We start from the raw sequence: 17,791 nt of genomic DNA, 5'->3' as shown, positions 1-17,791 counted from the left end.
TTCTCTGATTAGTACGCGCGTGAACGTAGCGGGGTGGGTTTGAGGTTTTGGGCTGGACGAGCAAGACGCGCAACGATGGCGCGCCATGTGTCACGTTGATTCAGCAGGGTCTCGAGGCAATTCAGTACGTGGGCTTCACCACGGTCGGTGCGCAGACGTTGAATCAGCCATAGCGCACCTGTGTCAGCTTTTTGAGCCAATGCACCCTGAAAATGGTTCAAACTGGCAGCACCCAGGCGCAGCCAGCCTTGCAAGGCTGAGTTATCTGTCACCGCTGAGGTCAGTTGAACACTCAATAAAACGGCGTCGCCCTGACGTCGCAAGGTGACTTCGTCGTCACCTTCAAATATGGCGATTTTTTCCTCCCTGCCGCTCAACCAGTCACCCACGAGCGCTTTCATTTACTGAAAACTTTCAATGGTTGTTTTGAGCATCTGATTGACCGTTTTACCGTGCTCACTATAAAGCGCAAAGGTGACCTCTCTGCGCGTTACTAAATTGTGAAACCGCTCGCTGTCTTCGGCCGCCAGGCTTTCTTCAAAACCGGACTTGAACTCTTTGTATGTAGAAGTTTTATTTCTGGCAATCGAATGAGTCAGCTCTTTGAAAAAATCCATGATTTCCCTCTGATAGCTATGTTGATGGGTGAATTTAAACAGTTAGTTCTGAGTGGAGAATATAAATAAAGTCTCTGTGCTCGTAGGATTAGATCTCGATCGAGTACTCTTTGCCCTGGTTGAAAAAAGTGTCGAGCATGGCATTCCAGCTGATACGGAAGTCCCCCTCATCTGTTTTCAATACGAGTGTTTGAGGATGAACCGTGTCGTCGGCGTTTAACTTCCAGAATCTGCTCTTGTGACGGGCAAGGCCCTGCCTTATCTCCTCAAGATCATGGGGATGACAGAGCAACGTCGCACTGACTTCCTGAACTTGGCTATCCAGCAATTGTTTCAACAGCGCTGCGAGCCGTTGCGGGGCAGTTGTCTCGTCGAGCAGACAGCGAATGGCTTGGTTGGTGATGGCGGTCGCGTAGTGTTCAAGGTTGTCGCACATTGATTGACGGTCACGTTCCCATTGTTTGAGTTGAGCGTCGGCGCGTTGCCAGATTTCCAGTGAGGCTTGTTCAAGCATGGCCTCGCATTTTTTTTCGGTCATACGTATCAATTCGTCGGCCTGGGCATTGGCGTGGCTCAAGAGATGGTTGGCCTGTTCCCAATTGGCTAGCTCTTCGCGCGGGATAAGGTTGGCTCGCGTGCCGGATGCGTCCTTGCGTAACTCAATAGTATGTCGGCATAACATCGCTGCTTTCCTCATCCTTGCGAGACAGGGGCATGTTGTCGCTCGCCATGCTTGCGACGCGCCAGACGACGGCCTGCCAGAGGGTGTTCAATCGGCTGCTCGCACTTTCGAGTGGGGCGTCTGCTGTTTCAGCCTCGCTCACACGTGTACGGGGGAAACGCAATCGAAGGCGCTGCCAGGTAGCGGGCTCAACCCAGCTATGAAGTAGTCGCAGCGGATCGGAATGTGGGGGCAGCATGGAAGGGTGCAGCGCCATGGAGAGGCGCATGCACCACTCATGATGATCTTCACTCAAGGGTGATGCTGCCTGAGGATTGAACGTGTGGTTGGCCAATGCCAGCGCCAGGTTGAGTTGGTCCGTGGAGGCCAGGGCCAACCGAAGCACAGTGGCATGAGGTGCAGCCGGCAAGCAGGCGACAAAACCCGTAAGGTCTTCTGGCGCTGACCGACCGCTATAAAAAAGCCTTTCAATCGCACGATACTTGTCGCCTCTCCAGTCTTCGTGGGCCTGTTTCCAGGGAAAAGCCCACCATTGAGCCCAGGCCAGTTGTTCACGCATCAGATGATCGGGTCTAGGTGCCATGCGTTGGCCCCGTTGAGTTTCCTGTAAGCGCGGGCTCCAGATGAGGACGCTTGCGCCGCGCTTGCAGGAAGATCATGGCTGCCACGGCCGAAGCCAGACCGAGCAGCAAGATCATGATGCTGGATCGCCAGAATCCGAGATCGTCGCCGGGCACCAGGAAGGGGCCGAAATACACCAGGCGTTGTTGTTCCTGATAAGTGGAGGCCGGTACAAACACCACCGTGAGTTTTTGCGGGTTATCCACTGCGGTGGTCATCCCCGGGATACTGCTCGCCACCATTCTGCGGACCCGGGCGCGAATGTTGTCGGGGTCCAGGCGTGGATCATGCTTGATGAATACGGAAGCGGATGCGGGTTGGACCGGCTCTCCTGGCGCTATGCGTTCAGGCAATACCACATGCACACGTGCGACGATCACGCCGTCGATCTTGGATAACGTGGTTTCAAGCTCTTGAGATAAGGCATAAATGTAGCGGGCACGCTCTTCCAGAGGGGTGGAAATTACCCCTTCCTTGCGAAAGGTATCCCCCATAGTGGTCCGGGCGAGCCGGGGAAGGCCGGCGGCTTCCAAGGTACGTACGGCGCGCCCGATGTCGCTTGTATTAACCGTTACGACGACCCCGTCTTTGGCCGGTACCTTTTGCGCGCGAATATGTTTATCAGCCAATTCGGCTACAACCTCATTGGCTTCTTGTTCGGACAGTTGGCGATGCAGTTCTACCCGGTCACCACATCCGCTCAATATAAAAGTCATACTCAAAACTAAAGCGACAAGCAGAGAGTTATTCATGCTCAAGACTGCATGTTGCTGATCTTGTCAATGCACTGCGTTGTCTTGGCAAGACATTTCACCATCAGTTGTGTTGTAAGTTGTGCGTTATGTAACTCGCGTGGGTAATTTCCTATGGCCTCAACATCAATCCCCTTTTTGGTTGAGCGGATTATTTTTGCGAAGCCATCTCTTGAGTTGCTCAGGTGCTTTGATGCTTCTGTCAAAAGAAGTGAGCCTTCAGGCTTGGCAGAGATTGTGCTTGTGGGATGGGAGCCTTCGAACAGTGACGTGAAAAAACTGACGTCCGTACCGCCTGCCGATTGTTCCGGTGGCTTACGGTCGTGTTCGGTATTGCTGCTTTTCTGTGAAAAGCGGTCGTTTACTATTTGCATGGAGTGTCTACTCATTCAGGGTGGATAGCGGCTCTAGAGCACTAAAATGCTCTGTCGGGCCGGTTGGATGATTACCTTTCGGGCTGCAAAGCCTGAAAGGTAATCGATCACCTCGCGATTATTGGCCTGAGCCCGACCGGATCAATGCTTGAATATTTTTTACTTCAGCACTCTTCCAGCCATTTTTTATTGCATCAGCCTTCATTTTCTCGAAGATAGCTTCGGCTGAGCCCTCGTTCGCGCCTCCAGCTCCAACCATATTCCCTGAAGATGTCTGCGGTATAGAGCCTGTACCACTTCCTGCGCCAACAATCATATAGAAATCCTACTATGGGTTTTTGGGGTCTTTATTTTTCCATCGGTCAAATCACGGAACATCTACGTGTTACAGAGATTTGCTTCTGGCAACAACTGTGTGGCCCGTATTAGTAATGCGTTCCAGATGTTTCCAGGTCGCGATGTAACTAATTGTTTTCTTGAGTGGTTGTTTGATCAGGTCTTTGGCGATACAGGGTTTTTATGGCCTACTTATTAGCTGTGAGAGGAATGATTGAGCTTATGCCAGTGATATATTCAAGTGTTTCATCCTGTAATACAGCGTGCGCTTAGCGACCCCCAGTTCAATTGCTACGGTATCTACACAGTGGTGGTGGCGGTACATGGATTCTTCAATCAATGCTTTTTCAATTTGTTGGAGGCGTGTCTTCAGGTCCGTCTGAAGTGGTTGCTGTCTGCAGGCGGGAGTTGAGAGCGGCGGGAGGCCCAAGACGAACCGTTTCGCCGTCGAACGTAGTTCGCGCACATTACCCAGCCAGGAGTGACAGAGCAGTTGATGCAGCAGGCTGTCAGGAGGCGATGGGGCACTGCATTTGAACTGCTCCGCTTCTTCCTGAACCATTTCCAGAAACAACGGGATGATGCGTTCGCGCCGATATCGCAGGGCGGGGAGCTCGATGTTGACCACATTCAAACGAAAGTAGAGGTCACGCCTGAAGGCGCCTTGTTCGACCATGATTTGCAGCGACTGCTGGGCTGATGCGATGACGCGCATGTCCACGGAGATCAGCCGAGTCGAGCCCAGGCGTTCCACCCCACGGCACTCCAGCACGCGCAGGAGCTTGGCTTGCAGGTTCAGGGGCATGCTGTCGATCTCATCCAGGTATAGGGTACCCAGGTGGGCTGCTTCGACGAATCCAGCCCTTGATTGTATTGCCCCGGTATAAGCCCCGCTGTTGACACCGAACAACTGGCTTTCCGCGAGGCTTTCTGGGATTGCCGCACAGTTCACGGCAACAAAATTACCGCGTCGCCCCGATAAACGATGAATCCGCTGTGCAAGAGTGTCTTTTCCGGTGCCGGTTTCTCCCAGCAACAGAATGTCAACGTTGAGCGCGGCAGTGTTGTTAAGCGTGGTTTCAATTTCCGGACCTTCGATGAGTGAAACGTCTGTTTTATTATCCTTCTGGACGTAGGTCGACATGAATTGATACTCCCTGTTCGCTATTACTTCACTGTTGCAAATACGGTGTGCAAGCGCCATTTCAGTAGAGCGTAGATTATAAAAGTTGTCACTCGGTGTAGAGAGGTTTAAGCGGAGGAGTGATGTAGGAAAATGATGGTAAGTTAAGGCTTGTTGGTCGCAGGAATAAGTGCGGGGTTAATCGGTTGTTTGGTAAGTAGGAATATTCTGAGAATCTATTTTTTTTGGATATAAGTCTTTTTTCATAAGCGCTCGCCCACAAAAAAGCCGATGCAATGCATCGGCTTTTTCTGGTCCCGCAGTCAATACCGCGGGTTGTACTTACACGTTAAAACGGAAGTGCATTACATCGCCATCCTTGACGACGTATTCCTTGCCTTCCAGGCGCCATTTACCGGCTTCCTTGGTGCCGGCTTCACCCTTGTACTGAATGAAGTCGTTGTAGGCGATCACTTCGGCGCGGATGAAGCCCTTTTCGAAGTCGGTGTGGATCACGCCGGCAGCTTGTGGCGCGGTAGCACCAACCTTGACGGTCCAGGCGCGAACTTCTTCGACACCGGCGGTGAAGTAGGTCTGCAGGTTGAGCATCTCGTAGCCGGCGCGGATCACACGGTTCAGGCCAGGCTCTTCAAGGCCCAGGGCCTCAAGAAACATATCTTTTTCTTCGCCGTCATCGAGCTCGGCGATTTCAGCTTCGATCTTGTTGCATACCGGAACAACAATGGCGCCTTCTTCCTCGGCAATGGCCTTGACCACGTCGAGCAGCGGGTTGTTCTCGAAGCCGTCTTCGGCGACGTTGGCGATGTACATCACAGGCTTGGTGGTCAGCAGGTGGAAGCCCTTGATCACAACCTTCTCATCGGTGCCCATGTTCTTCATCAGGCTGCGTGCCGGCTTGCCTTCAGTGAAGTGCGCGATCAACTGCTCCAGCAGGCCTTTCTGGACCACTGCGTCCTTGTCTCCGCCTTTGGCGTTACGCGCGACTTTCTGCAGTTGCTTTTCGCAGCTGTCGAGGTCGGCGAAGATCAGTTCCAGGTCGATGATTTCGATGTCGCGCTTGGGGTCGACGCTGTTGGAGACGTGGATCACGTTCTCGTCTTCAAAGCAGCGGACCACATGGGCAATGGCATCGGTTTCACGGATGTTGGCCAGGAACTTGTTGCCCAGGCCTTCGCCTTTTGATGCGCCAGCGACCAGGCCCGCGATGTCGACGAATTCCATGGTGGTCGGCAGGATGCGCTTGGGGTTGACGATCGCTGCCAGTGCCTCCAGGCGTGGGTCCGGCATCGGCACGATGCCGCTGTTGGGTTCGATGGTGCAGAAGGGGAAGTTCTCCGCCGCAATACCGGACTTGGTCAGGGCGTTGAACAGGGTGGATTTGCCGACGTTGGGCAGGCCGACGATGCCGCAATTGAATCCCATGGTGTTTCCCCTCGGGTAAAAGTCAGGCCTTCTGGCTGTGCAGGTTTTTCATCGCGCGGTTCCATTCACCGGCGAAGATATCCGGCAGCACGCCGAGGGCAAAATCGATGCTGGCATCGAGTTTTTCCTGTTCGGCGCGTGGCGCACGACCCAGGACGAAATTTGAAACCATACTGGCAACGCCTGGGTGGCCAATGCCGAGCCGCAGACGGTAAAAGGTATTCTGATTGCCCAGCTGCGCGATGATGTCGCGCAGGCCATTGTGCCCGCCGTGTCCGCCGCCTTGCTTGAGCTTGGCAACGCCGGGTGGCAGGTCCAGTTCGTCATGGGCCACCAGGATTTCTTCGGGTTTGATCCGGAAGAAGCCCGCAAGCGCCGCGACAGCCTGGCCGCTGCGGTTCATGTAGGTGGTGGGAATCAGTAGACGAATATCCTGACCCTGGTGCGAAAAGCGCCCGGTCAGGCCGAAATATTTGCGATCGGCCACAAGGTTGATGCCTTGGGCGTGGGCGATGCGCTCAACAAAAAGGGCCCCCGCGTTATGCCGGGTCTGTTCGTATTCGGCGCCTGGATTTCCCAGGCCAACGATCAGTTTAATGGCAGTCACGACAGGGGCCCTTCCTTTGGAGTTGTGGATAACATCGCTACACCAGTGTGCGGCGAAAGTGGACGACAGGAGCTCACTTATCCAGAGATAAACTTCGCGTTGTTGCCCGCTTTCTCGCTACGTTTCGGTCCGCGATGTTCCCTCAAGCTCCTTCGTTGCAGAGTGGATTACTCGGCAGCGGTTTCGCCGGCTTCATCTTCTGCTACAACACGTGGCGCGTGGACGTTGGCAACAGCCTTGTCGTCGTTGTGAGCCAGTGCAACGAACTCAACGCCTTTAGGGGCCTTGAGGTCGGACAGGTGGATGATGGTGCCGATTTCAGCAGCCGACAGGTCGACTTCGATGAACTCAGGCAGGTCTTTCGGCAGGCAGCTTACTTCCAGCTCGGTAGTGGTGTGAGAAACAACGCCACCTTTCTTGACTGGAGCTTCTTCGCCAACAAAGTGCACAGGCACGATAGCGGTCAGTTTCTGACCGGCTACGACGCGTACGAAGTCAGCGTGCAGTACGTGGCCCTTGGAAGGGTGGCGCTGCAGGGCCTTGATGATAACGTTCTGCTTTTTGCCGCCAACGTTCAGTTCGATAACGTGGCTGTAGGCAGCGTCGTTTTCGAGCAGTTTGGCAACTTCTTTGGCCAGCATGCTGATGGATTCAGGGGCTTTGTCGCCACCGTAAACTACAGCTGGAACCAGGCTTGCGAGACGACGCAGGCGGCGGCTCGCACCTTTCCCCAGGTCGGAACGCACTTCAGCATTCAGAGTAAAATCGTTCATGTTGTATCTCCAAAATAACCACATTCGCCCCAGCGTTTGCGACCAGCGCTAAAGGCGATATGGGCAAAAAAGCCCCGCCCCAACAGTATGTTGGGGCGGGGCGCTTTTCGTCAGTGAGGTGCTCCGAAGGTTTGACCCTTAACGGAACATCGCGCTGATCGATTCTTCATTGCTGATGCGGCGAACCGCTTCGGCAACTACCGGTGCGATATCCAGTTGACGGATACGCGAACAGGCTTGAGCAGCAGCGGACAACGGGATGGTGTTAGTCACCACCAGTTCGTCCAGCATGGAGTTCTCGATGTTCTCGATCGCTCGGCCCGACAGCACAGGGTGTGTGCAGTAGGCGAAGACTTTTGCAGCACCGTGCTCTTTCAGGGCTTTCGCCGCGTGGCACAGGGTGCCGGCGGTGTCGACCATGTCATCAACCAGAATACAGGTACGCCCTTCGACATCACCGATGATATGCATCACTTCAGAGTGATTGGCTTTTTCACGGCGTTTATCGATGATCCCGAGGTCCACGCCCAGGGATTTGGCAACGGCCCGTGCACGCACGACGCCACCAATGTCCGGGGACACGATCATCAGGTTTTCAAAGCGCTGGTCTTCGATGTCATCCACCAGAACGGGGGAGCCGTAGATGTTATCTACCGGAATATCGAAGAAACCCTGGATTTGGTCAGCGTGCAGGTCAACCGTGAGAACACGGTCGATGCCTACCACGGTCAGCATGTCAGCAACGACTTTCGCGCTGATAGCCACACGTGCGGAACGCGGACGGCGATCCTGACGGGCATAACCAAAGTAAGGGATTACAGCTGTGATTCGAGTCGCTGAGGAGCGGCGGAAGGCATCAGCCATCACGACGAGTTCCATCAGGTTATCGTTGGTCGGAGCGCAGGTCGGCTGAATAATGAAGACGTCTTTACCGCGGACATTTTCATTGATCTCGGCTGTAATTTCGCCGTCGGAAAACTTACCGACAGAGATGTCACCGAGAGGGATATGCAGCTGACGTACGACACGTCGAGCCAGATCGGGGTTGGCATTCCCCGTAAAGACCATCATCTTGGACACGCGCAGTACCTAGAGGCTGAGGGTAACCTGGATGAGTATTAGAAAATGGCAGGGGCGGCTGGATTCGAACCAACGCATGGCAGGATCAAAACCTGCTGCCTTACCGCTTGGCGACGCCCCTGTATCTGTTGCAACGAGTGCCTAACACTCGATTCCTTTTAGAGCAGACTTTGCAGCTTGCGATGCAACATCGAAACGTTGCTTCCCTTTGCTACAAACCCTGTAAGGGTCTCTGTAAGAAGGGCCGAGACTTTATCAGCTTCAGCTTTGCTTGGGAAGCCCCCAAACACACAACTTCCAGTTCCGGTTAATTTTGCTTCGGTAAATTTACCTAACAAATTCAAAGCGTTACGTACCTCTGGATAACGCCTTGCTACAACCGGTAAGCAGTCATTTCGACTGTTTCCCTTGGGAACGGGGCGCACTTTAATGGGAGAAGAGTTACGTGTCAACAACGGATCTGAAAAAATTTCTGCTGTACTTACAGATACTTGCGGCACAAGCACGACATACCAAGGTTCTTCGGGCTCTACAGGGGTAAGTTTCTCCCCTACGCCCTCAGCAAACGCGGCGTGGCCGCGCACGAAAACCGGGACGTCCGCGCCCAGCGTCAGGCCCAGCACAGCCAGGCGATCGTGGTCCCAGCCCAGTTGCCACAAGTGGTTCAGCCCCAGCAACGTCGTTGCAGCATTCGAGCTCCCGCCCCCGATACCTCCGCCCATGGGCAGGATTTTGTCGATCCAGATATCTATCCCGAGCGGGCAGCCGGATTGTTGCTGAAGTTTTTTCGCCGCCTTCACGATCAGATTGCTGTCGTGGGGCACGCCTTCGAATTCGGTGTGCAGCTGGATCACGCCATCGTCGCGTACGGCGAAGGTCAGCTCATCGCCATAGTCGAGGAACTGAAAGAGGGTCTGCAGCTCGTGATAGCCATCTTCACGGCGACCAAGAATATGCAGCATCAGATTGAGTTTCGCAGGCGAGGGCAGGGTCAGGCGTTCTGTCACGTTATTGCCCCAACTTGCGCGGTTGCCAGTCCTTGATCACCAGCGTGACATCAAGGTCGGTGCCGTGCAGCTTGATGCGCTCGGGCAGCCAATAGCCGTTCTGTTGCACGTAGCTCAGGTACTCCACCTGCCAGCCGTCCTGCTCCAGGGAGGCAAGGCGACTGTCGCCATTGAGGCTCAGGCGACTTTTGCTCTCGGGCGCCGGAAGACCGCGCACCCACCAGACCAAATGCGAGACAGGCAGCTTCCAGCCGATCTGCTGCTCCAGCAGTTCCTCCGGGGAGGTCGCTTCATAGCGGCCCTGGTTGGCCACTTCCAGGCTCACCTGCCCCGGCCGGCCCGTCAGGCGAGCCGCCCCCCGGCCCAGCGGGCCCGAGAGGCGAATGTCGTAATAATCCTGGCGTTGCAGCCAGAACAGGGTGCCGCTGCCGGAATCTTTCGGCGCGCGAACCCCGACCTTGCCCTCGATCTGCCAGCCGTCGATGCTGCTGAGCTGATCCTTGTGTTGTTGCCATTGCGCCGGGTTGCCCTGGCCTTCAACGGATTCACGGGTGCCTACGCCCGCGCAACCGGCGAGCAGGGCGATAAAACTGAAAACGATAATGTGGCGCAAGAACATAAGCTTAAAGGGTCTCGGATCCGGTCAGGCGCTTGATGGTGCCGCGCAGGATTGGGCTTTCGGGTTGTTCCTTGAGGAATTTTTCCCAGATTTGTCGTGCTTCGCGTTGCTTGCCCTTGGCCCAGAGCACTTCGCCCAGGTGCGCGGCAACTTCTTGATCGGGAAAGCGCTCCAGTGCCTGGCGCAGCAAGCGCTCGGCCTCGTCGAGGTTGCCCAGGCGGTAATTCACCCAACCCAGGCTGTCGAGTACAGCCGGGTCTTCAGGGTTGAGCGCATGGGCCTGTTCGATCAGTACCTTGGCTTCGGCGTAACGCGTGGTGCGGTCGGACAAGGTGTAACCCAGGGCGTTGAGTGCCATGGCGTTATCCGGGTCGCGCTTGATGATCAGGCGCAGGTCCTTTTCCAGTTGGGCCAGGTCATCGCGTTTTTCTGCCTGCATGGCGCGGGTGTACAGCAGGTTCAAATCGTCGGGATATTGCAACAAAGCTTGTTGCAGCAGCTTCCAGGCGCGTTCGCCCTGCTTGTTGGCCGATAAGGTCTCGGCCTGGATCAAGTACAGTTGGATGGCGTAGTCCGGCTCGGCATCGCGGGCCGCCGCCAGGCGTTTTTCCGCTTCGTCGGTACGGCCATTGCTCATCAGGATGTCGGCCTGGCGCAACTGGGCGGGCAGGTAGTCATTGCCGGGGCCGACCTGGGCGTACTCGAGCAGGGCGGCCTGCGGGTCGTTGCGTTCTTCAGCGATGCGGCCCAGGTTCAGGTGCGCCGAGTCGACATGGCTGTCACGTTCAATCAACTGTTCCAGGTAGCCCTTGGCCTCATCCCAGGCTTTGGCTTCCAGGCACACCAGGGCCAGCGAATAGCGCAGTTCGTCGTCGTCGGGGTATTGCTGGACCAGGTTGGCGAACTGCACTTTGGCGTCTTCCATGCGGTCCTGCTCAACCAGCATTCGCGCATAAGTCAGGCGCAGGCGCTTGTCGTCCGGGTATTTCTTGATGCTTTTTTCCAGCAGAGGAATCGCTTCCTTGCCGCGGTTGAGGTTCTGCAGCAGGCGTGCTCGCAGCAGGATCGGCGCGATCTCGCCGTCTTCCGGCGGGTTCTGCTCAAGCAATTTGAGTGCGGCGTCGGCTTCGTCATCCTGTTGCAACAGCAAGGCTTTGCCGAAAATCAACTGGCTGTTCTTCGGATGCTTTTGCAGCAGGCGGTCGAAGCTCTTCATCAGGCCATTGCGGGTGTCCTGATCGGTGTCGGCGGCCGACAGTGCCAGGAAGTCGAAATGCGTATCGCCCTTGCCCTGCAGGACTTTCTCCATATAGACCATAGAGTCGTCATAGCGGCCCGCGCGCGCCAGTTGCACGGCGGCGGCGCGCTGGGCTTCCAGATCATCGGGGGCATTTTTTGCCCAGATCAGCGACGTATCCAGCGCAGCCTGGTCGGCGCCCAGGTATTCGGCGATGCGAAACGCACGCTCGGAAATGCCCGGATCCTGGGTGTTGATGGCCTGGGTCACGTAATTATCCAGCGCAATATCGAAACGATTACGCTGGCCGGCCAGTTCCGCGGTCAGCAGGCTGTAGATCGTTTCTTCACTGAACGAGGAATAAACCTTGGGCTTTTCAGGGGCGGGGGAGGTGTCTTCTACCGGCGGCGTAGCCTCCGGCGACACGGGTGCCATGGCCTGGCAGCCGCTGAGAAAGACAAAAGCAAGGAGCAACGCGGAAGATCTATTCATATAGGAAGAGGACGACTAACCTGCGGTCGGATCATCATGACACAAGCCTTCGGCCAAACATAACCGAGTCTCAGTGGAGGCCTTTATAGGCATAACGCATTAGGACAATAGACGACGGTGGTTGTTCTGGATCTTTCGAAGTAGGACAATTGTCGGCTTCCCGACATCATCAGCGATATTGAATGGCCTTCCTCGCACTCGGTATTAACCACAAGACTGCCTCCGTAGACGTGCGCGAGCGCGTGGCGTTTACGCCAGAGCAGTTGGTTGAGGCCTTGCAGCAGCTCTGCCGGCTCACCGACAGCCGCGAAGCTGCGATCCTTTCGACCTGCAATCGCAGCGAGCTCTATATAGAGCAGGAACATCTTTCAGCGGATGTGGTACTGCGCTGGCTGGCCGATTATCACCATTTGAGCCTCGATGACCTGCGCGCCAGTGCCTATGTGCATGAAGAGGATGCGGCAGTTCGTCACATGATGCGTGTGGCGGCCGGTCTCGACTCGCTGGTGTTGGGCGAACCGCAAATTCTTGGCCAGATGAAGTCTGCCTATGCCGTAGCGCGTGAGGCCGGCACGGTCGGCCCGCTGCTGGGGCGCCTGTTCCAGGCCACCTTCAATTCGGCCAAGCAGGTGCGTACCGACACGGCTATCGGCGAAAACCCGGTGTCGGTGGCCTTTGCCGCTGTCAGCCTGGCCAAGCAGATTTTCAGCGACTTGCAGCGCAGCCAGGCGCTGCTGATAGGTGCCGGTGAAACCATTACCCTGGTAGCCCGGCACCTGCACGATTTAGGCGTGAAGCGCATCGTTGTCGCCAACCGCACGCTCGAACGGGCGAGTATCCTCGCCGAACAGTTCGGTGCCCATGCCGTGCTGTTGTCAGACATTCCGGCTGAACTGGTACGCAGTGATATCGTTATCAGCTCCACCGCCAGTCAGTTGCCGATCCTCGGCAAAGGTGCGGTCGAGAGCGCGTTGAAACTGCGCAAGCACAAGCCGATCTTCATGGTGGATATCGCCGTTCCCCGGGATATCGAACCCGAAGTCGGCGAGTTGGACGACGTTTACCTCTATAGCGTCGACGATCTGCATGAAGTGGTCGCCGAGAACCTCAAGAGCCGCCAGGGTGCCGCCCAGGCCGCTGAGGAGATGGTCAGCACCGGTGCTGAAGATTTCATGGTGCGCCTGCGTGAATTGGCGGCGGTGGATGTGCTCAAGGCGTATCGTCAGCAGGGCGAACGCCTGCGTGATGAAGAGTTGCTCAAGGCCCAGCGTCTGCTCGCCAACGGCAGCAGCGCCGAAGAGGTGCTGATGCAATTGGCCCGTGGCCTGACCAACAAACTGCTCCATGCACCCAGCGTTCAGTTGAAAAAGCTTACCGCCGAAGGCCGCCTCGATGCGCTGGCCATGGCTCAGGAACTCTTTGCCCTCGGTGAGGGCGCGTCAGACAGCTCTTCGGATAAAAAACCGCAATGAAAGCGTCACTGCTCAATAAACTGGACGTGCTCCAGGACCGTTTCGAAGAACTGACCGCCTTGCTCGGCGACGGCGAGGTCATTTCTGATCAGGCCAAGTTTCGCGCTTATTCCAAGGAGTACGCCGAAGTTGAGCCGATTGTAGCCACCTACAAACATCTCACCAAAGTGCAGGCCGACCTCGAAGGCGCTCAGGCGCTGCTCAAGGACAATGACCCGGACATGCGTGAAATGGCCGTGGAAGAAGTCCGCGAGGCCAAGGAAAAACTCGCCGAACTGGAAGGCGACCTGCAACGCATGTTGCTGCCCAAGGACCCCAACGACGGGCGCAACGTGTTCCTCGAAATCCGCGCCGGTACCGGTGGCGACGAGGCGGCGATTTTCTCCGGCGACCTGTTCCGCATGTATTCGCGCTACGCCGAACGACGCGGCTGGCGGGTCGAGATCCTGTCCGAGAACGAAGGTGAACACGGTGGCTATAAAGAAGTCATTGCTCGGGTCGAAGGTGACAACGTCTACGGCAAGCTGAAGTTCGAATCCGGCGCCCACCGTGTGCAGCGTGTCCCTGCGACTGAGTCCCAGGGCCGTATCCATACCTCGGCGTGCACCGTGGCGGTGTTGCCTGAGCCGGACGAGCAGGAAGCCATCGAGATCAACCCCGCGGACTTGCGCGTCGACACCTACCGCTCGTCGGGCGCCGGTGGCCAGCACGTCAACAAGACCGACTCGGCGATTCGGATTACCCACTTGCCGTCGGGCATCGTGGTGGAATGCCAGGAAGAACGTTCCCAGCACAAGAACCGGGCGCGGGCCATGTCCTGGCTGTCGGCCAAATTGAACGACCAGCAAACCAGCGCCGCCGCCAACGCGATTGCCAGCGAGCGTAAGCTGCTGGTGGGCTCGGGCGATCGCTCCGAGCGCATCCGAACTTACAACTTTGCCCAAGGCCGGGTGACCGACCATCGTGTCAATCTCACCCTTTATTCCCTGGACGAGATTCTCGCTGGTGGCGTGGATGCGGTAATCGAGCCGTTGCTCGCCGAATATCAGGCCGATCAACTGGCCGCGATAGGTGAATAAATGACCATCATAGCCAGCCTGCTGCGCGCGGCCGACCTGCCCGATTCGCCCACCGCGCGCCTGGATGTGGAACTGCTGCTGGCCGCCGCCCTGGGCAAGTCCCGCAGCTACCTGCACACCTGGCCGGAAAAGATCGTCAGCAGCGAAGACGCCCTGACCTTTGCCGACTACCTGCAGCGCCGCCGCAGCGGCGAGCCGGTGGCCTATATCCTCGGCCAGCAAGGCTTCTGGAAGCTGGATCTGGAAGTCGCGCCGCACACGCTGATTCCGCGTCCGGAAACCGAATTGCTGGTGGAAGCCGCTCTGGAACTGCTGCCTGCTACCCCGGCCAAAGTCCTGGACCTGGGCACCGGCAGTGGCGCCATTGCCTTGGCGTTGGCCAGCGAACGCCCGGCCTGGCAAGTCACCGCCGTTGATCGCGTGCTCGAAGCGGTGGCCCTGGCCGAGCGCAACCGCCAGCGTCTGCACCTCAATAACGCGACGGTGCTGAACAGCCATTGGTTCAGCGCCCTGCAAGGCGATCGCTTTGACTTGATCATCAGCAACCCGCCCTACATTGCCGACAACGATCCGCATCTGGTGGCGGGGGATGTACGGTTTGAGCCGGCGAGCGCCCTGGTGGCCGGGCCTGATGGCCTGGACGATTTGCGCCTGATCATCAATGAATCACCTGCCTATCTGAATGCTGGCGGCTGGCTGTTGCTTGAGCACGGCTACGACCAGGCCTTGGCTGTGCGTGACTTGTTGTTGAGCCAGGGTTTTGAAGGCGTACACAGTCGTATCGATCTTGGCGGTCACGAACGTATCACCCTGGGGCACCGACCGTGCTGACCGATCAGGAGCTGTTGCGTTATAGCCGGCAGATTCTGTTGCAGCATGTCGACATCGAAGGGCAGTTGCGCCTGAAACAGAGCCGCGCGTTGATCGTCGGCCTCGGTGGCCTGGGCGCTCCGGTTGCGCTCTACCTCGCCGCTGCCGGTGTAGGTGAGCTGCACCTGGCGGATTTTGACACGGTCGATTTGACCAACCTGCAACGCCAGATCATCCATGACACCCACAGCGTAGGGCAGACCAAGGTTGATTCGGCCATGCGTCGCCTGAACGCGCTCAACCCTGAAATCACCCTGACCGCCCATCGCGTGGCGCTGGATGCTGACTCGCTGGTCTCTGCAATCGGCGCGGTGGATGTGGTGCTCGATTGCAGCGACAACTTCTCTACCCGCGAAGCGGTGAATGCGGCCTGCGTCGTGGTGGGCAAGCCATTGATCAGTGGCGCGGCCATTCGCCTTGAGGGGCAATTGTCGGTGTTCGACCCGCGTCGCGCCGACAGCCCGTGCTACCACTGTTTATACGGGCACGGCAGCGACACCGAACTGACCTGCAGCGAAGCCGGTGTGGTCGGGCCGTTGGTGGGGCTGGTCGGTAGCCTGCAAGCGCTGGAAGCCTTGAAGCTGCTGGCAGGTTTCGGTGAGCCGCTGGTGGGTCGCCTGTTGCTGATCGACGCCTTGACCACGCGTTTTCGCGAATTGCGCGTCAAGCGCGACCCGGGTTGCAGCGTGTGTGGAACCCGGCATGGTTAAGGGCGCGCCCATCGGTGTGTTCGACTCCGGCGTCGGCGGCCTGACGGTGCTGGAGGAAATCCAGCAGTTATTGCCCCATGAATCGCTGCTGTATGTGGCCGACTGCGGGCATATCCCCTATGGAGAGAAAACGCCCACTTTCATCCTTGAGCGTTCTCGAACCGTCGCCGAGTTTTTCCGCGAGCGCGGTGCCAAGGCATTTGTGATCGCGTGTAACACCGCAACGGTCGCCGCCGTTGCCGATTTGCGCCAGGACTACCCAGATTGGCTCTTGGTCGGCATGGAGCCTGCGGTCAAGCCCGCTGCTGCCGCTACCCGCAGCGGCGTGGTGGGTGTGCTCGCCACCACCGGCACGCTGCAAAGCGCCAAATTCGCGGCCTTGCTCGACCGCTTCGCCACTGATGTACGAGTGGTGACCCAACCCTGTCCGGGCCTGGTGGAGCTGATTGAAGCCGGCGACCTGAACAGCCCGGCTTTGCACATACTGTTGCAGGGCTATATCGAGCCACTGCTCAGCGCCGGTTGCGACACCATCATCCTGGGTTGCACCCACTATCCCTTCCTCAAGCCGCTCCTGGCGCAGATGCTGCCCCCCAGCATTATCCTGATCGACACCGGCGCCGCCGTGGCGCGCCAGCTCAAGCGCTTGCTGGATGGGCGCGACCTGCTGGCAGCTGGCAATCCCGACACTGCACAGTTCTGGACCAGCGGCGATCTGACCCACCTAAGAAATATCCTACCGACACTTTGGAAACATCCCGGAGTTGTGCGAAGCTTTGGCTCGTGAAAATTTCGTGAAATGGTGCTGATAAAAGCTGAACTTCCGGCTCTACGTCAGCTTCTATAGCCAGTTAGCCTGTTTAAAACTATATAACTTCGTTTGGAAGGATGTTTCTTATGAAGCGCTTGTTCTGTTTGGCTGCGATTGCGGCCGCTGTGTTGGGACACTCTGTTTCAGCCCAGGCCGCCGGCCTGGAGTTCGGGTTGGGGAGTACCAGTGATTCGACGTTGACCTATCGACTGGGCCTGACTTCGGATTGGGATAAAAGCTGGATGCAAAGCGATGTTGGCCGTCTGACCGGCTACTGGAGCGGCGCCTACACGTATTGGGAAGGTGATGACCGTGCAGGTGCCAGCAGCCTGTCGTTCTCGCCGGTGTTTGTGTATGAGTTTGCCGGCCAGTCAGTCAAGCCCTACATCGAAGCCGGTATCGGCGTGGCGGTGTTCTCCCGCACTCGGCTGGAAGACAACAACATCGGCCAAGCCTTTCAGTTCGAAGACCGCCTGGGTTTCGGCCTGCGGTTTACCGGTGGGCATGAAGTGGGTATTCGCGCCACGCACTATTCCAACGCCGGCATCAGCAGCAATAACGATGGGGTAGAGAGCTACTCGTTGCACTACACCATGCCGTTGTAATTCAACAACAACGAAGCCCCCCCTGTGGGAGCGGGCTTGCTCGCGAAAGCGGTGTATCAGCTAGCACATGCATAGACTGACCCACCGCCTTCGCGAGCAAGCCCGCTTCCACATTTAGATCTTTGCTCATTGCAGGATCAGCGGTAGACCGTCGCGATGCCTTCTCGCTCTTCAAGACACTCCGGCGCTCCCATCTCGAACTCCCGGCAAATCAGCGGTCGAAGCGCATAGATCGTGCACATCATCGTGTCTCGATCCAGTGCCGCGCACCAGCCGTCGTCCAGGCGCAGCATCACTTCGCCGCCCCACTCATCGGTATCGATAAAGCGCTGCGGCACGCCGGTGTCGGTGATCAGCATGACTTCCAGCTGACAGCAGCAGGCCGCGCACGTCGAGCAGGTGACGGCCGGTTCAGTGATTTGGATATGGGGGATGTTGGTCATAGCCGCGCAGTGTAAGGCAAGTGCGTTAAACGTGTATG

Annotated in this window: 22 protein-coding genes and 1 tRNA gene; 6 read left to right on the top strand and 17 right to left on the bottom strand. The window is 57.1% G+C overall.

Going from position 1 to position 17,791, the window contains the following annotated elements:
- Positions 1-8: 8 nt before the first annotated feature.
- The 16 genes from E4P01_RS10415 to E4P01_RS10340 all read right to left on the bottom strand — a co-directional run bounded on the left by E4P01_RS10415 (position 9) and on the right by E4P01_RS10340 (position 11,763).
- Positions 9-401, bottom strand: a complete 393-nt coding sequence (locus E4P01_RS10415; RefSeq protein WP_032878013.1) for a hypothetical protein — start codon at positions 399-401, stop codon at positions 9-11.
- On the bottom strand, positions 402-617 hold the full coding sequence (locus E4P01_RS10410; protein ID WP_032878012.1) for a hypothetical protein: 216 nt from the start codon (positions 615-617) through the stop codon (positions 402-404).
- An 88-nt stretch (positions 618-705) separates the two neighbouring features.
- Positions 706-1,299: a type III secretion system stator protein SctL gene (gene sctL / locus E4P01_RS10405; RefSeq protein WP_032878011.1), complete on the bottom strand. Its 594-nt coding sequence runs from the start codon at positions 1,297-1,299 to the stop codon at positions 706-708.
- A complete protein-coding gene (locus E4P01_RS10400) occupies positions 1,277-1,858 on the bottom strand; it encodes a type III secretion protein (protein WP_228309320.1) in 582 nt (193 codons plus the stop codon). Before E4P01_RS10400 ends, sctL begins: the two co-directional genes overlap by 23 nt.
- Positions 1,859-1,871: 13 nt before the next feature.
- Positions 1,872-2,672 (bottom strand): type III secretion inner membrane ring lipoprotein SctJ, encoded by an 801-nt coding sequence (gene sctJ, locus E4P01_RS10395; protein ID WP_032878009.1) that lies wholly within the window; start codon positions 2,670-2,672, stop codon positions 1,872-1,874.
- A 2-nt stretch (positions 2,673-2,674) separates the two neighbouring features.
- On the bottom strand, positions 2,675-3,046 hold the full coding sequence (locus tag E4P01_RS10390) for a type III secretion protein (RefSeq protein WP_078820234.1): 372 nt from the start codon (positions 3,044-3,046) through the stop codon (positions 2,675-2,677).
- A gap of 118 nt (positions 3,047-3,164) precedes the next feature.
- Positions 3,165-3,362, bottom strand: a complete 198-nt coding sequence (locus tag E4P01_RS10385; RefSeq protein WP_143508404.1) for a type III secretion protein — start codon at positions 3,360-3,362, stop codon at positions 3,165-3,167.
- 240 nt (positions 3,363-3,602) lie between these two features.
- Positions 3,603-4,526 carry a sigma 54-interacting transcriptional regulator gene (locus E4P01_RS10380; protein WP_078820235.1) on the bottom strand — a complete coding sequence of 308 codons (924 nt, stop codon included), beginning with the start codon at positions 4,524-4,526 and terminating at the stop codon, positions 3,603-3,605.
- 321 nt (positions 4,527-4,847) lie between these two features.
- Positions 4,848-5,948: a redox-regulated ATPase YchF gene (gene ychF / locus E4P01_RS10375; RefSeq protein WP_216090715.1), complete on the bottom strand. Its 1,101-nt coding sequence runs from the start codon at positions 5,946-5,948 to the stop codon at positions 4,848-4,850.
- Between the two features lie 22 nt (positions 5,949-5,970).
- Positions 5,971-6,555, bottom strand: coding sequence for an aminoacyl-tRNA hydrolase (pth, locus tag E4P01_RS10370; protein ID WP_005784610.1), 585 nt, complete (start codon positions 6,553-6,555; stop codon positions 5,971-5,973).
- A 167-nt stretch (positions 6,556-6,722) separates the two neighbouring features.
- A complete protein-coding gene (locus E4P01_RS10365; protein ID WP_005784612.1) occupies positions 6,723-7,328 on the bottom strand; it encodes a 50S ribosomal protein L25/general stress protein Ctc in 606 nt (201 codons plus the stop codon).
- 138 nt (positions 7,329-7,466) lie between these two features.
- Positions 7,467-8,408, bottom strand: a complete 942-nt coding sequence (locus E4P01_RS10360) for a ribose-phosphate pyrophosphokinase (protein ID WP_003208392.1) — start codon at positions 8,406-8,408, stop codon at positions 7,467-7,469.
- A 46-nt stretch (positions 8,409-8,454) separates the two neighbouring features.
- Positions 8,455-8,529, bottom strand: a tRNA-Gln gene (locus E4P01_RS10355).
- 37 nt (positions 8,530-8,566) lie between these two features.
- Positions 8,567-9,415 carry a 4-(cytidine 5'-diphospho)-2-C-methyl-D-erythritol kinase gene (ispE, locus tag E4P01_RS10350; RefSeq protein WP_032878006.1) on the bottom strand — a complete coding sequence of 283 codons (849 nt, stop codon included), beginning with the start codon at positions 9,413-9,415 and terminating at the stop codon, positions 8,567-8,569.
- A gap of 1 nt (position 9,416) precedes the next feature.
- Positions 9,417-10,034, bottom strand: coding sequence for a lipoprotein insertase outer membrane protein LolB (lolB, locus tag E4P01_RS10345; RefSeq protein ID WP_032878005.1), 618 nt, complete (start codon positions 10,032-10,034; stop codon positions 9,417-9,419).
- A 4-nt stretch (positions 10,035-10,038) separates the two neighbouring features.
- A complete protein-coding gene (locus E4P01_RS10340; protein WP_032878004.1) occupies positions 10,039-11,763 on the bottom strand; it encodes a tetratricopeptide repeat protein in 1,725 nt (574 codons plus the stop codon).
- 182 nt (positions 11,764-11,945) lie between these two features.
- Here E4P01_RS10340 and hemA point away from each other — a divergent pair, with 182 nt between their 5' ends.
- The 6 genes from hemA to E4P01_RS10310 all read left to right on the top strand — a co-directional run bounded on the left by hemA (position 11,946) and on the right by E4P01_RS10310 (position 17,310).
- Positions 11,946-13,235: a glutamyl-tRNA reductase gene (gene hemA, locus E4P01_RS10335; protein WP_032878003.1), complete on the top strand. Its 1,290-nt coding sequence runs from the start codon at positions 11,946-11,948 to the stop codon at positions 13,233-13,235.
- Positions 13,232-14,314 (top strand): peptide chain release factor 1, encoded by a 1,083-nt coding sequence (prfA, locus tag E4P01_RS10330; RefSeq protein WP_032878002.1) that lies wholly within the window; start codon positions 13,232-13,234, stop codon positions 14,312-14,314. Before hemA ends, prfA begins: the two co-directional genes overlap by 4 nt.
- Positions 14,315-15,145: a peptide chain release factor N(5)-glutamine methyltransferase gene (gene prmC, locus E4P01_RS10325; protein WP_216090716.1), complete on the top strand. Its 831-nt coding sequence runs from the start codon at positions 14,315-14,317 to the stop codon at positions 15,143-15,145. It begins immediately after the preceding gene.
- Positions 15,139-15,894, top strand: coding sequence for a molybdopterin-synthase adenylyltransferase MoeB (locus E4P01_RS10320; protein WP_216090717.1), 756 nt, complete (start codon positions 15,139-15,141; stop codon positions 15,892-15,894). Before prmC ends, E4P01_RS10320 begins: the two co-directional genes overlap by 7 nt.
- Entirely contained in the window at positions 15,887-16,681 is a 795-nt protein-coding gene (gene murI / locus E4P01_RS10315) for a glutamate racemase (protein ID WP_078820239.1), read from the top strand. Before E4P01_RS10320 ends, murI begins: the two co-directional genes overlap by 8 nt.
- 110 nt (positions 16,682-16,791) lie before the next feature.
- On the top strand, positions 16,792-17,310 hold the full coding sequence (locus E4P01_RS10310; RefSeq protein ID WP_005784623.1) for an acyloxyacyl hydrolase: 519 nt from the start codon (positions 16,792-16,794) through the stop codon (positions 17,308-17,310).
- A gap of 137 nt (positions 17,311-17,447) precedes the next feature.
- Here E4P01_RS10310 and E4P01_RS10305 read toward each other — a convergent pair whose 3' ends face one another.
- A complete protein-coding gene (locus tag E4P01_RS10305) occupies positions 17,448-17,753 on the bottom strand; it encodes a YkgJ family cysteine cluster protein (RefSeq protein WP_032803249.1) in 306 nt (101 codons plus the stop codon).
- Positions 17,754-17,791 lie beyond the last annotated feature (38 nt).

Origin of the sequence: Pseudomonas sp. NCIMB 10586 (assembly GCF_023127895.1) — a bacterium.
GTDB lineage: Bacteria > Pseudomonadota > Gammaproteobacteria > Pseudomonadales > Pseudomonadaceae > Aquipseudomonas > Aquipseudomonas synxantha_A.
The sequence above is the reverse complement of the archived record's forward strand: the minus strand, read 5'-3'. Positions and strand labels throughout refer to the sequence as shown.

Coding starts and splice junctions, on each gene's coding strand:
- E4P01_RS10365 (WP_005784612.1), bottom strand. CDS start 7,328: ATGAACGATTTTACTCTGAATGCTGAAGTGCGTTCCGACCTGGGGAAA.
- ychF (WP_216090715.1), bottom strand. CDS start 5,948: ATGGGATTCAATTGCGGCATCGTCGGCCTGCCCAACGTCGGCAAATCC.
- E4P01_RS10305 (WP_032803249.1), bottom strand. CDS start 17,753: ATGACCAACATCCCCCATATCCAAATCACTGAACCGGCCGTCACCTGC.
- E4P01_RS10390 (WP_078820234.1), bottom strand. CDS start 3,046: ATGCAAATAGTAAACGACCGCTTTTCACAGAAAAGCAGCAATACCGAA.
- E4P01_RS10340 (WP_032878004.1), bottom strand. CDS start 11,763: ATGAATAGATCTTCCGCGTTGCTCCTTGCTTTTGTCTTTCTCAGCGGC.
- murI (WP_078820239.1), top strand. CDS start 15,887: ATGGTTAAGGGCGCGCCCATCGGTGTGTTCGACTCCGGCGTCGGCGGC.
- E4P01_RS10410 (WP_032878012.1), bottom strand. CDS start 617: ATGGATTTTTTCAAAGAGCTGACTCATTCGATTGCCAGAAATAAAACT.
- E4P01_RS10415 (WP_032878013.1), bottom strand. CDS start 401: ATGAAAGCGCTCGTGGGTGACTGGTTGAGCGGCAGGGAGGAAAAAATC.
- E4P01_RS10400 (WP_228309320.1), bottom strand. CDS start 1,858: ATGCGTGAACAACTGGCCTGGGCTCAATGGTGGGCTTTTCCCTGGAAA.
- sctJ (WP_032878009.1), bottom strand. CDS start 2,672: ATGAATAACTCTCTGCTTGTCGCTTTAGTTTTGAGTATGACTTTTATA.
- prfA (WP_032878002.1), top strand. CDS start 13,232: ATGAAAGCGTCACTGCTCAATAAACTGGACGTGCTCCAGGACCGTTTC.
- lolB (WP_032878005.1), bottom strand. CDS start 10,034: ATGTTCTTGCGCCACATTATCGTTTTCAGTTTTATCGCCCTGCTCGCC.
- E4P01_RS10385 (WP_143508404.1), bottom strand. CDS start 3,362: ATGATTGTTGGCGCAGGAAGTGGTACAGGCTCTATACCGCAGACATCT.
- prmC (WP_216090716.1), top strand. CDS start 14,315: ATGACCATCATAGCCAGCCTGCTGCGCGCGGCCGACCTGCCCGATTCG.
- E4P01_RS10380 (WP_078820235.1), bottom strand. CDS start 4,526: ATGTCGACCTACGTCCAGAAGGATAATAAAACAGACGTTTCACTCATC.
- E4P01_RS10310 (WP_005784623.1), top strand. CDS start 16,792: ATGAAGCGCTTGTTCTGTTTGGCTGCGATTGCGGCCGCTGTGTTGGGA.
- sctL (WP_032878011.1), bottom strand. CDS start 1,299: ATGTTATGCCGACATACTATTGAGTTACGCAAGGACGCATCCGGCACG.
- hemA (WP_032878003.1), top strand. CDS start 11,946: ATGGCCTTCCTCGCACTCGGTATTAACCACAAGACTGCCTCCGTAGAC.